Origin of the sequence: Pseudoflavonifractor phocaeensis (assembly GCF_021531815.1) — a bacterium.
In the GTDB taxonomy this organism is placed as follows: domain Bacteria; phylum Bacillota; class Clostridia; order Oscillospirales; family Oscillospiraceae; genus Lawsonibacter; species Lawsonibacter phocaeensis_A.
The window spans coordinates 1-13148 of sequence record NZ_JADYUM010000005.1; the positions used below are offsets into that span (position 1 = coordinate 1).

At 61.4% G+C, this 13148-nt stretch carries 11 protein-coding genes and 1 tRNA gene; all 12 read left to right on the forward strand.

The features are described 5' to 3' along the window. A partial coding sequence (locus I6E42_RS04145) for a biotin/lipoyl-containing protein (protein ID WP_235370669.1) occupies positions 1-270 on the forward strand: 270 nt, incomplete at its 5' end. A gap of 14 nt (positions 271-284) precedes the next feature. Next, on the forward strand, positions 285-944 hold the full coding sequence (locus tag I6E42_RS12895; RefSeq protein WP_412761283.1) for an OadG family protein: 660 nt from the start codon (positions 285-287) through the stop codon (positions 942-944). 16 nt (positions 945-960) lie between these two features. Continuing rightward, complete coding sequence (locus tag I6E42_RS04160) at positions 961-2157, forward strand: sodium ion-translocating decarboxylase subunit beta (protein ID WP_235370670.1); 1197 nt, start codon at positions 961-963, stop codon at positions 2155-2157. 193 nt (positions 2158-2350) lie between these two features. Further along, positions 2351-2427, forward strand: a tRNA-Arg gene (locus I6E42_RS04165). A gap of 78 nt (positions 2428-2505) precedes the next feature. After that, a complete protein-coding gene (locus tag I6E42_RS04170) occupies positions 2506-3357 on the forward strand; it encodes a radical SAM/SPASM domain-containing protein (RefSeq protein WP_235370671.1) in 852 nt (283 codons plus the stop codon). Between the two features lie 154 nt (positions 3358-3511). Further along, positions 3512-4651, forward strand: a complete 1140-nt coding sequence (locus tag I6E42_RS04175) for a galactose ABC transporter substrate-binding protein (RefSeq protein ID WP_235370672.1) — start codon at positions 3512-3514, stop codon at positions 4649-4651. A 162-nt stretch (positions 4652-4813) separates the two neighbouring features. After that, complete coding sequence (locus tag I6E42_RS04180; RefSeq protein ID WP_235370673.1) at positions 4814-6313, forward strand: sugar ABC transporter ATP-binding protein; 1500 nt, start codon at positions 4814-4816, stop codon at positions 6311-6313. 15 nt (positions 6314-6328) lie between these two features. Then, positions 6329-7387, forward strand: coding sequence for a galactose/methyl galactoside ABC transporter permease MglC (locus I6E42_RS04185; RefSeq protein ID WP_235370674.1), 1059 nt, complete (start codon positions 6329-6331; stop codon positions 7385-7387). Between the two features lie 111 nt (positions 7388-7498). Further along, positions 7499-9106, forward strand: a complete 1608-nt coding sequence (locus I6E42_RS04190) for a helix-turn-helix domain-containing protein (protein WP_235370675.1) — start codon at positions 7499-7501, stop codon at positions 9104-9106. A 128-nt stretch (positions 9107-9234) separates the two neighbouring features. Then, positions 9235-10998, forward strand: a complete 1764-nt coding sequence (locus tag I6E42_RS04195; RefSeq protein ID WP_235370817.1) for a sensor histidine kinase — start codon at positions 9235-9237, stop codon at positions 10996-10998. After that, positions 10995-11951 (forward strand): sugar ABC transporter substrate-binding protein, encoded by a 957-nt coding sequence (locus tag I6E42_RS04200; RefSeq protein ID WP_235370676.1) that lies wholly within the window; start codon positions 10995-10997, stop codon positions 11949-11951. Before I6E42_RS04195 ends, I6E42_RS04200 begins: the two co-directional genes overlap by 4 nt. Continuing rightward, positions 11908-12975, forward strand: coding sequence for a galactose ABC transporter substrate-binding protein (locus I6E42_RS04205; RefSeq protein WP_235370677.1), 1068 nt, complete (start codon positions 11908-11910; stop codon positions 12973-12975). The genes I6E42_RS04200 and I6E42_RS04205 overlap by 44 nt, the downstream gene beginning before the upstream one ends. The last annotated feature ends 173 nt before the right edge of the window (positions 12976-13148 follow it).

Sequence of the window (13148 nt, forward strand, 5' to 3'; positions counted from 1 at the left end):
CCTGCTGTTGCTCCCGCTCCCGCCCCCGCCGCCGCTCCCGCCGCTGTGGCTGCCGGTGAGACCGCTGTTAACAGCCCCATGCCCGGCAACGTATTTAAGGTAGAGTGCAAGGTTGGCCAGCAGGTCAACGCCGGCGATGTGCTGGTGGTCCTGGAGGCCATGAAGATGGAGATCGAAGTCTCCGCTCCCGTGGCAGGCACCGTTAAGGCCATTTCTGCTACTGTGGGTGGTACTGTCAATACCGACGATCTGCTGGTCACCCTGGGCTAAGGGGGTTATGACCAATGCCGAGTATTGAAAAAGCAATCCTGAATCCCTTTGAACCCCTGGGCGTGAGCGAGGCCCTGCTGGTGGCTGTCTGCGGCATGCTGGTCGTCTTCATGATGCTGGCTGCCCTGTGGGCCGTCATCGTGGTCATCTCCAAGGTGGTTGCCACTTTGGAGGGGAAGAAGAAGCCCGCCGCCGCGCCTGCCGCCAAAAAGGCTGCTCCTGCGGCTACTCCCGCTGCCGCTCCCGCCGCTCCCGCTGTGGACGAGGGAGAGATGGTGGCTGTGATGATGGCTGCCATCGCCGAGGAGTCCGGCATGCCCGTCAGTTCCTTCCGCATCACCAATGTGAGTTCCGCCCCCGCCGCTCCGGCTCCTGTGGCTGCGGCACCCGTGGCCGCTCCTGCCCCTGCCGCCGCCCCCGCTCCCGCTCCTGCCGCCGCTCCCGCTGCTGTAGCTGCCGGTGAGACTGCCGTGAACAGCCCCATGCCCGGCAACGTGTTCAAGGTGGAGTGCAAGCCCGGCCAGGCCGTCAAGGCCGGCGACGTGCTGGTGGTGCTGGAGGCCATGAAGATGGAGATCGAGGTCTCCGCACCCGTGGACGGCACTGTCAAGGCCGTGGCCGCCACTGTGGGCAGCACTGTCAATACCGACGACCTGCTGGTCACACTGGGCTGATAGGAGGGCGAGAGATATGACTTTCTTTACAGATGTTTTAACCGCTATTTTGGGTAGTTCCGGTTTTGCCAACCTGGACATTAAGACCATCATCATGCTGTTCATTGCCTGTGTCCTGCTGTATATGGGCATTGGCAAGAAGTTCGAGCCCCTGCTGCTGGTCCCCATCGCTTTTGGTATGCTGCTGGCCAATCTGCCTGTTACCGGACTGTTCAACGCGCCGGTATATGATGCCGCTACTCACAGCGGTACCGTAGGCTTCATGTGGGTGCTGTACCAGGGCGTCCAGTACGCCATCTACCCCTCCATCATCTTTATGGGTATCGGGGCGATGACTGACTTTGGTCCCCTGCTCGCCAACCCCATGTCCCTGCTGTTGGGCGCCGCCGCCCAGTTGGGCATTTTCGCAGCCTTCCTGATGGCTCTGTGTATCGGGCCCATCACCAGCGCTATCCCCTTCCTGCCCACCATTGAGTTTACTCCTGCGGATGCCGCTGCCATCGGTGTAATTGGCGGCGCTGACGGACCGACCGCTATTTTGACAGCCTCTAAGCTGTCGGTAGAGCTTCTGCCCGCCATCGCCATTGCGGCATACTCCTACATGGCTCTGATCCCCATGATTCAGCCTCCGCTGATGAAGGCGCTGACCTCCAAGGAGGCCCGCAAGGTGAAGATGAGCCAGCTGCGCACCGTCTCCAAGACGGAGAAGATCATCTTCCCCATCGCCGTGGCGATCTTTGTCATCCTGCTGATTCCTGATACCGCTCCTCTGATCGGTATGCTCATGCTGGGCAACCTGTTCCGTGAGTGCGGCGTCACCGAGCGTCTGTCTGACACCGCTCAGAACGCTCTGATCAACATTGTGACCATTCCTCTGGGCCTGTCCGTGGGCTTCAAGGCCACTGCGGAGCAGTTCCTCACTGGTCAGACGCTGTTCATCATCGTCCTGGGCCTGACCGCCTTCATGCTGTCCACTGCCGGCGGCCTGATTTTCGGCAATGTGATGTATGTGCTGACCAAGGGCAAGGTCAATCCTCTGATCGGCTCCGCCGGCGTGTCCGCCGTGCCTATGGCTGCCCGTGTGGCCCAGACCGTCGGCCAGAAGGAGAACCCCTCCAACTTCCTGCTCATGCACGCCATGGGTCCCAACGTGGCCGGCGTGATCGGCTCCGCTTGTGCGGCGGGCTTCATGATCAAGGTGTTCGGCGGCTGATCTCCGTCTCTGTCTCTGAAAATAAGGCGTGCCGGCCTTGGGCCGGTACGCCTTATTGCCGCCTTGACCGGGCAGAAGTCCCCCTGTCGGTCGGCACCAAAAAAATTCAAAAAATTTGAAATTACCTCTTGCTTTTTCCGAAAGAGCATGCTATACTAATCAAGCTGTTAAGAGGAACGCCTCTTTTCGGTATGCGGCTGTAGCTCAGTTGGATAGAGTGACTGGCTACGAACCAGTAGGTCGGGGGTTCGAATCCCTTCAGCCGTACCAGCTCGTCGCAAGCGAAACAACGCTTGCGACGAGCTTTTTTATTGCACGAATATTTCGATGAGTAGGCAGGCGGCAAGAATGCGTACTTTAAAAAAGGTATATCTTGAGATCACCAACCTCTGCAATCTGGACTGTTCTTTTTGTGTGGGAACCAAGCGGCCCGGCGGTTTTATGACGCCGGACCAGTTCCGCACTCTGACGGAGAAGATCCGGCCCCATACGGAATATCTCTATCTCCACCTGATGGGGGAGCCGCTGCTCCATCCGCAGTTGGAGGAACTGCTGGACTGCGCCGCGCAGCTGGGCTTCCGGGTGATGATCACCACCAACGGGACCCTGTTGTCCCGGCGAAAAGAGCTGCTCTGTGCCAGTCCGGCAGTCCACCGGATCAGCATCTCCGTCCACTCCTTTGAGGGCAACCGGGGGGGCTGTCTGGAGGAGTATCTGGACCAGTGTGTTTCCTTTGCCCGGGAGGTAGCCGGGGCGGGGAAGCGGTGCGTCCTCCGGCTGTGGAATCTGGACGGGGAGCAGACCAGGGGGGAGAACCGGCAGAACCAGATAATCCTGGAACGCTTGGCTTTGGAGTTTCCCCAGCCCTGGCTCGTCAGGCCACAGGGCACCACCTTGGCGGACCGGATCTATCTGGAGTGGGGGGAACGGTTCGATTGGCCTGACCTGAGCGCGGCTGACGGGGGAGACCAAGGCTTCTGCATGGGGTTGCGGGACCAGGTGGGCGTCCTGGTGGATGGAACGGTGGTACCCTGCTGCCTGGATCATGAGGGGGACATCCCCCTGGGGAACCTGTACCGTCAGAATCTGGAGGAGATCCTGAACGGTCCCCGGGCCCGGGCCATTTACGAGGGTTTCTCCTGCCGGAAGGCGGTGGAACCTCTGTGCCGTCGGTGCGGCTATGCCCGGCGCTTCCGGTAACCGGGGAAGATTTGGAAACATATTCCATAGTTTTTTCCGGGTAGTCCGAAGAATTTTCTATCGTTTTTTCCGGTTTGAACGGCTACAATGATAATCGCCGGGGCCAAGCCCCGGTGAGAAGCAAAGGAAAGCATTTGAATTAGGAGGAACGATAATGAAGAAGAAACTTGCTCTTGCTCTGGCGGCCGTTATGATGATCGGCCTGTTCGCCGGCTGCGGCGGCAACAAGACCGCCTCTTCCAGCAACGCTGCCGGGTCCCAGGCCAGCAGCGGCTCCGCCGCTCAGGCTGAGGAGCTGAATGTGGGCGTGTTCTACTACGACTTCTCTGACGTGTACATCTCCAGTGTCCGTGCCAGCATGGACGAGCAGCTGACCGCCATGGGCGTGAAGTTCACCAACTACGACGCCGCCGGCAGCCAGCCCTCCCAGACCGAGCAGGTCAACACCGCCATCACCGGCGGCACTAACCTGCTGATCGTCAACATCGTGGAGACCGCCACCTCCGACCCCGCCAAGGACATTGTGGACGCCGCCAAGGCCGCCGGCATCCCCGTGATCTTCTTTAACCGCGAGGTCGCTGACAACGACGTCATCAACAGCTATGACAAGTGCGCTTTCGTGGGCACCAACGCCCCCGACGCCGGCCACATGCAGGGCGAGATGATCGGCAACTACCTGATGGAGCACTATGACGAAGTGGATCTGAACGGCGACGGCGTCATCTCCTACGTCATGTTCAAGGGCCAGGAGGGCAACGCCGAGGCCGAGGCCCGCACCCAGTACGGCGTTGAGGACGCCGACGCCATCCTGACTGCCGCCGGCAAGCCCGCCCTGTCCTACTACGACGCTTCCGCCTCCACCAAGTACCTGGTGGATACCGCCGGCAAGTGGTCCGCTCAGGCCGCCAACGACTACATGGTTTCCCTGCTGGGCTCCTACAACGAGGACAACGGCAACATGGTCGAGCTGATCATCTGCAACAACGACGGCATGGCCGAGGGCGCCATTTCCGCCCTCCAGAACGTGGGCTACAACAACGGTGAAGGCACCACCATCATCCCCGTCTTCGGCGTGGACGCCACCGACTCCGCCAAGGCTCTGATCAAGGCTGGCAACATGACCGGCTCCATTAAGCAGGACGCCGTGGGTATGGCTACCACCATCATGACTCTGGTCCAGAACGCGAAGGACGGCGCTGAGCTGATGGCCAACACCGGCAGCTTCACCGTGGACGCCGACGTGGCCAAGATCCGTGTGCCTTACGCCATGTATGACGCAAACACTCAGGACTGAGCCTGACAGACAAAGCTGAAAAGGCCCCCTGACATACGAAACAACAGTCAAGCGGGGCTGCCCTGTGGCAGCTCCGCTTGACCCTATGTGAAACCTCCGCTTTTGTTTTGCCCGCCGGGCAGCATGAAAGCGGTGGTTTCACCGAGCGAGAGGAGGAAGTATATGGAACAGCCGGCTCTGTTGGAAATGCGCGGCATCAGCAAGGAATTCCCCGGCGTGAAGGCCCTGGACAACGTAAACCTGACGGTCCGGGCCGGCACCGTCCACGCCCTGATGGGAGAAAACGGCGCGGGCAAGTCCACTTTGATGAAGTGCCTCTTCGGCATCTATAACAAGGATGGCGGCACCATCACTCTGGACGGCCAAGAGATCAATTTCAAAAGCTCCAAGGAGGCCCTGGAAAACGGTGTGGCCATGGTGCATCAGGAACTGAATCAGGCCCTGACCCGTACGGTCAAGGACAATCTGTGGCTGGGCCGCTACCCCAAGGTGGGCGGTTTCATCGTCAGTGAGCGGATCATGGACCAGAAGACCCGTGAGATCTTCGAAACGCTGGAGGTCAACGTCAACCCCAAGGCCATCATGTCCACCCTGCCTGTCTCCCAGCGGCAGATGGTGGAGATCGCAAAGGCCGTCAGCTACGACGCCAAGATCGTGGTATTTGACGAGCCCACCTCCTCCCTCACCGAGGCGGAGGTGGAGCACCTGTTCCGCATCATCAACATGCTGAAGGCCAAGGGCTGCGGCATCATCTACATATCCCATAAAATGGAGGAGATCCTCCGCATCAGCGACGACGTGACCATCATGCGGGACGGCCAGTGGGTGGCTACCCGGCCGGCCAGCGAGCTGACCATGGAGGAGATCATCAAGCTGATGGTGGGCCGGGAGCTGACCAACCGCTTCCCCGAGAAAACCAACGAGCCTGGGGATGTCATCCTGGACGTTCAGCACATGAGGGGAAAATATACCCGCCTGCAGGAGGCAACCTTCCAGCTCCGCAAGGGCGAGGTACTGGGCATCGCCGGCCTGGATGGTTCCGGCCGTACCGAGGTGCTGGAGAACCTCTTTGGCGTCATGACCCGGGGCGGCGGTACCATCACCCTCCATGGCAGGGAGATCCAGAACCGCACCCCCCAGGAGTCCATCAAGAACGGTTTCGCCCTCCTGACGGAGGAGCGCCGGGCCACCGGTATTTTCGGGATCCGGGACATCCGGGAGAACACGGTGATCTCCAACCTGAAGGATTACCTGATTGGCGGGATCTGTCTCAACGACATAAAGATGAAAGAGGACACCGACTGGGCGATCCAGGCCATGCACATCAAGACGCCCAGCCAGAAGACCCAGATCCGCTCCCTGTCCGGCGGCAACCAGCAGAAGGTCATCATCGGCCGCTGGCTGCTCACCAAGCCGGAGGTCCTGCTGTTGGACGAGCCCACCCGCGGCATCGACGTGGGCGCCAAATATGAGATCTATCAGCTGATCAACGACCTGGCCAAGGAGGGCAAGGGCGTGATCATGGTCTCCTCCGAAATGCCGGAGCTGCTGGGCGTGTGTGACCGGATCCTGGTCATGTCCGGCGGCCAAGTGGCCGGTGAGGTAGACGCCAAAAATACCAGCCAGGAGGAGATCCTCACCCTGGCGGCCAAGTATGTGTAAAGAGGAGGAACTTCCATGAGTAATGAATCCAAGGCCCTTGCCGCCAAGTCCAAAAGTCTGGACGCCAAGCAGGTGGGCAATGTTCTGCTGAACAACGCGCTGATCATCATCATGCTGCTGGTGGCTGCCTATGTGGCGGTTACCCAGCCTTCCTTCCTGAGCCCCCGGTCCCTGGTGAACCTGCTGTCCCTGACGGCGGCTTACCTGCCTGTGGCCCTGGGCATCGGCGGCTGTATCGTCCTTACCGGCACTGACCTGAGCGCCGGCCGCGCCGTGGGCATCACCGCCTGCGTCTCCGCCTCCCTGCTCCAGGCCAGCGACGCCGCCAACAAGATGTGGCCCAATATCGGCACTCTCCCCATCCCCGTGGTCATTCTGATCTCTGTGGGCCTGGGCGCCCTCATCGGCGCCTTCAACGGCTTCTTTGTGGCCAAGTTCAAGCTGCATCCCTTTATCGTCACCCTGGCCACCCAGCTGATCCTGTACACCACTCTGCTGCTCTACGTCCAGCAGGGCAACAACAAGGGCATGGCCATCTCCTCCCTGGCCCCCGACTACCGTAACTTCGTGGTGGGCAATCCCCCGCTGCTCAACTTCGGTAAGATCCAGATCCCCAACTATGTGATCTACGCCCTGCTCCTCACCGCTTTGATGTGGTTCATCTGGAACAAGACCACCTTCGGCAAGAACATGTTCGCTCTGGGCGCCAATGAGGAGGCGGCCCGGGTGTCCGGCGTCAACGTGCTCAAGACCACCATCATGGTCTTCGCTCTGGCCGGCGCCATGTACGGTTGGGCCGGCTTTGTGGAGTCCGCCCGTATTGCCTCCAACACTGCCAACACCGGCGTCAACTATGAGTTGGACGCCATCGCGGCCTGCGTCATCGGCGGCGTGTCCTTCGTCGGCGGCATCGGTAAGATCAGCGGAATCGTCATCGGCGTGCTGATGCTCCGCCTGATCTTCGTGGCGCTGCCTCTGGTGGGCATGGACCAGAACCTCCAGTACCTGATCAAGGGCGGCATCATCCTCTTTGCCTGCGCCCTGGATATGCGCAAGTACCTGGTCAAGAAGTAAGAGAATATAAGGAACTGTCTTGGGCGTCCGCCCGCCGTCTGGCGGGCGGACGCCTTTTCCTATTCAAGCGGGCTAAAATATGTTATACTGAAAGGCAAAGGAGGGATCACCTTGGAACCGTACCGGGTTTTGCTGGCCGATGACGAGGAGGAGATCCGGGTGGGCATCAGCCGGAAGATCGACTGGGCCGGCCTGGGTTTTGTCCTGGTGGGCGAGGCGGAGAATGGGGCGGAGGCGCTGGAACTGGCGGAGCAGCTGCGCCCCGATGTGGTGCTCACCGACATCAAGATGCCCTTTATGGATGGCCTGGAGCTGTGCCGCAGGCTGAAGCAGTCTCTCCCCGCGGCCAAGCTGGTGGTCTTCTCCGGCTTTGATGATTTTGAGTATGCCCGCCAGGCCATCGGGATGAATGTCTTCGAGTATATTCTCAAGCCCATTAACGCCCCTGAGCTGAATCAGGTGCTGAACAAGCTGAAGGTACAGCTGGACCAGCAGCGGATGGAGCGCCGGGACATGGAGACCTTGCGCCGCCGGTATGAGGAGAGTCTGCCCATCCTGCGGGAGATGTTTTATACCCGGCTGCTGGACGGGCGCATCCGGCCGGACCAGATCCGGGACCGGGCGGCGCGCTATGAGATCCAACTGCCGGAAGGGCACTGGGTGGCGGCTCTGGTCCAGGTAGACGCACCCAAGGGCGGGGAGGAGGCGGAACGGGACGAGCTGCTGCTGCTGTCCGTCCGGGCCTTCATCCAGGAAAACTTTGACCTGCCGGGCTGCGGCCTCCGGGTGATCCTCTACAATGACGCGGTGGCTTTGCTGGCTAACCTTCCGGAGCGGGAGGCGATCTACCCTCTGCTGGAGGAACTGGAACGGCTGTGTGTCTTGTCCCACAGCTACCTGGGTATGACGCTGACCGTGGGCATTGGCCTACCCTGTGACGGACCGGCCGGCCTGCATGATTCGGTGGAAGGCGCCGGGTCGGCCCTGGATTACCGGGTGCTCATGGGGGGAGACCGGGTCATTTACATCGGCGATCTGGAACCTGACCGCTCCGCCCGCCTCTCTTTTGAGGAAGAAGACCAGCGGGACCTGGCCACGGCGGTAAAGTTGGGCAGCCGGGAGCAGGTGGAGCAGGTGGTCCGGAGTCTGACGGGGCGGGTCCGGGAGACACGCTTGGCTTTGCCCCAGTGCCACCTCTTCTTTCAGGAGGTGGTGACCAGCCTGGTCAAGCTGGCCCGTGCCGGCGGAGCGGAGCTGGAGGAGGTCTTCGGCCCCGGCTTTACAGGGGTGGTGACGCTGACGGATTTCTCCTCTCTGGAGGAGCTGGAGGGGTGGCTGACGGAGGGCTGCCTGAAGCTGCGGGAGGTCTTGGGCCGCCAGCGTACCGATTCCGCCTGGAAGACGGTGGAAAAAGCCAAGGACTTTATCAATGAAAACTACCGAAACAGCGAATTGAGCGTGGAATCCCTCTGCTCTCACCTCCACCTGTCGCCCACCTATTTCTCCACGCTGTTCAAGCGGGAGACTGGAATGAGCTTTACCGCCTATGTGACCGAGGTGCGGATGGACCAGGCGGCCCGTCTGCTCCGGGACACGGGGGAGAAGACCTACCTCATTGCGGAGCAGACAGGGTATACGGATCCCAATTATTTCAGCTATGTGTTTAAGCGCCGTTTCGGCGTGACCCCGTCCAAGTTCCGGGCGGGACAGAGCCGCTAAGGCCTGGAACGTCCATGACCGGTTCCGCCTATCCGGAGAGCGGTGGGGCGGAAGCGCAGAAGGGAGGGACAGAAGTGCGGATATTTTTCAAAGGTTTTGTGGGTAAGGTGGCCGACCGTTACCGGAAGATGAGTATTCAGATGGTGATCTCCCTTTCCTTCACAGCCGTTGCGGTGGTGGGAATGGTTTTCATGGGGATGAGCATGTATCTGCGCTTTTCCACCACCACCCACAGCATGGCGGAGGACAACAGCCAGCGGGTCCTGGCCCAAGTGAACGCCAATCTGGAGAGCTATCTCCACCGGATGATGCGGGTCTCTGACACCATGTACTACCGGGTCATCAAGCATACCGACCTGGCGGAGGGCGGCTTTCAGGAGGGCATGGACCTGCTTTATGAGGAGAACCGGGACAGCCTGGTGTCCATCGCGGTGTTTGACCGTTCCGGCGGCCTGGTGTCGGCGGTGCCCCTGTCCAACATGAAATCCTCCGCCGTCCCCTCGGCCAGCGGTTGGTTCCAGTCGGCCATGGCGAAAATGGAGAACCTGCATTTTTCCACGCCCCATATTCAGAACCTCTTTGAAGATCCGGATTACCGCTACCGCTGGGTGGTCTCCCTCAGCCGGTATGTCCAGCTCACCCGGGACGGCGTGACGGAGAGCGGCGTGCTTCTGGTGGATATGAGCTTTGCCGGCATTGAGCAGGTCTGCCAGGGGGTGGAACTGACCAACGGAGGCTACCTCTACCTGATGGACAGCGACGGGGAACTGATCTACCATCCCCGGCAGCAGCTGATCTACGCCGGGTTGCTGGAAGAAAACAATCTGGCGGCGGCGGGCTACCGGGACGGGACCCGCCGGGAAACGTTTCAGGGACAGGCCCGCCAAATCACGGTAAAGACCGTGGGGTACACCGGCTGGAAGCTGGTGGGTGTGGTGCCCGCTCAACAGATGGGCGCGGATACATGGCAGACCCTCCTCTTTGGATTGGCGCTGCTGCTGTTCTCTGTCTTTTTGATGGCCTTTCTGAATTTCCGCATCTCCGCCCATATCACCGATCCGATCCTCAGGCTGGAGCAGGCTGTGAAGGAACTGGAGGCGGGAACAGAGAACGTGGAAATCGAGGAGGGGGGCTGCTATGAGGTCCAGCGCCTGGGCCACTCCATCCGCTCCATGGTGTCCACCATGCACCACCTGATGGACGACATTATCCAGCAGGAGAGCCAGAAACGGCGCTCTGAGCTGGAGGTCCTCCAATCCCAGATCAATCCGCACTTCTTGTACAACACCCTGGACTCGGTGATCTGGATGACCGAGGCGGGACGCTATGAGGAGGCCATTCAGATGGTCACCTCCCTGGCCCGCTTGTTCCGCATCTCCCTGAGCCGGGGCAAGCGCATCATTCCCTTGGCCGACGAACTGGAGCACGCCCGCCATTACATGACCATTCAGCAGATTCGCTTCAAAAACAAATTCACCTCGCAAATATCGGCGGGGCCGGGCACAGAGGGGCTGTACACGCTGAAGCTGATCGTCCAGCCCATTCTGGAGAACGCCATTTACCACGGCATGGCCTCCGCCGAGGAGGACGGCTTCATCACGGTGGCCGCCCGGAGGGACGGGGAGGACCTGGTCATCGAGGTGGCGGACAACGGCATGGGGATGCGGCCTGAGGTAGCGGCTTCGCTGCTGGACGAGGACCGGCCCGACGTCCGGACCACCGGCTCCGGCATCGGCGTGCGCAATGTTCACCGGCGCATCCAACTGACCTTCGGAAAGCAATATGGGCTGATGATCTTCAGCGAGCCGGATGAGGGAACCACGGTTCAAATCCGTCTGCCCGCCCTTGACCGGGAGGGCCTGGCCGCCTATGAGAGGGAGGTCATGGAATGAGTAAACGAAGCAGAAACGCCTGGATACAGCTGGCGGTCCTGGCCCTCCTGGGCGGCGCGGTGATCCTGACGCTGGTTTTGCCGCAGCTGTCCGACCACCGGACGCCGGACCCTCCGCTGGAGCTGTCGGTGATCATCCGGGAATCGGACAGTTCCCTCTGGGGAAACGCCCGCCTGGGCATGGAGCAGGCGGCGGCGGAGCTGCGGGCGGAGACCCGCTTTTTGGTGCTGTCTGCGGACAATGACGGGCAGGAGCAGGAGGATCTGCTGCGCCGGGAGTACGAAGGTGGGGCGGGCGCCCTGGTGGTCGTCCCGGCCGAGCCTGAGAAGCTGGCACAGGACCTGCGGGAGCTGACGGGGAAATGCCCGGTGGTGGCGCTGGAATCGGCGCTGGAGGGGGTGGAGGACACGGTCTTCCCCGATAACCGGGCTTTGGGTCAGGCGTTGGCCCGGGCTCTGTTAGAGGACTGGACGGGGGGCGCGGTACTCCTGCTGGATACGGCCCCCGGCAGCTTCGGCGTGCGGGACCGGCTGGAAGGCGCCCGGGAGGTTCTGGAGGAGGCCGGGGTCCCGGTCCAGCGCCGGGCCGCCCGGGCGGGCGGCTTGCCTGTAGTGCTGGATGGGCTGGCAAGAGAGGCTGGGACAGACTGGATCATGGCCTTTGAACCGGCTGCCACCCAGGGGGCGGCGGCGGCCAAGGAGAGCCGTGGACTGGAGCAGCCCCTGTACGGGGTCGGAGTGACCACTGACGTGGCGGCTTGGCTGGAGCGGGGGACCGTGACCGCTGTGGCGGTCTGGAGTGATTACGCCGCCGGCTATCTGGCCGTGGAGAGCGCCGTGAAAGCCGCCCGGGGCGAGAAGAACAAATCGGAGCCGCTGCCCTTTTCTGTGGTGCGGGGGGAGGAGATCTATGATCCGGACAATGAAAAACTGCTGTTCCCGGTGGCGTCTTAAGCACCGGTGTGCGGCGCTGGGTCTGGCGGTCCTGATGCTGACGGCGCTGGGGGGCTGCGGCGCCAGAGCGCGGGACAAGAATACCACTCTCCGGGTAGGGGTGGCGCTCTACACCCAGGACGATACCTTTATCTCCACCATTGTTCAACATTTGGAACGGATGGCGCAGGAGGCGGAGAGCGGGGGAACGCTGAAGATCAACCTGTCCACTGCCGACGGGCGGAGCAACCAGACCGCCCAGCTGGAACAGGTGGACCGGTTTCTGGACAAGGGCTGCGATGTGCTGTGCGTCAACATCGTGGACCGGACGGCGGCGGCGGTGATCGTGGACAAGGCGGAGGCGGCGGGAGTGCCCCTGATCTTCTTCAACCGCCAGCCGGTGGCGGAGGATATTCAGCGCTGGGAGGAGGTCTACTATGTAGGGGCCAGCGCGCCCGAGGGAGGCACGCTTCAGGGACAGATCGTTCTGGACGCCTGGCTGTCTGACCGGGAAACCATGGACCGGAATGGAGACGGCGTGCTTCAGTATGTGATGCTGGAAGGGGAACCCGGGCACCAGGATACTCTGCTTCGGACCGAATACTCCATCAAGACGCTGACCGACGCGGGGGTGGAGGTGGAGAAGCTGGCCAGCGACACCGCCAACTGGAACCGGGGACAGGCCTCCGCGAAAATGGCCCAGTGGCTGGCGGAGTTCGGCGGCCAGATCGAGGTGGTGTTCGCCAACAATGACGATATGGCCCTGGGCGCCATCGATACCTTCCGGGAGGCGGGGGTGGAGCAGCCTATGGTGGTGGGCGTGGACGCCACGGCGCCGGCCCTGGAGGCCATCAAGTCCGGGGAGCTGTCGGGCACCGTCCTGAACGACGCCAAAGGCATCGCCCGGGCCATGCTGGACCTGGTGCTGGAACTCACCGCGGGCAACGACCCGGCGGACACCATGGACATTGTGGACGGCCACTATATCTGGCTGCCCTATCAGCGGGTGACCCAGGAAAACTGGGAGGAGTTCCGGGAGCCGTAGCAGGAGAGAAGCCGTGCCACCGAAGTCTGTGCTTTGAGCCGGCATGTAAAAACGAAAAACGGGCGGCAGACCGGAGGAACTACCGGTATACCGGTAAATCTGGACTGGTGGGCCGTATATCCACGCTCCATGGATGAAGAAGGCGCATAGAGACAAAGGTCCCCGGCTCGTCC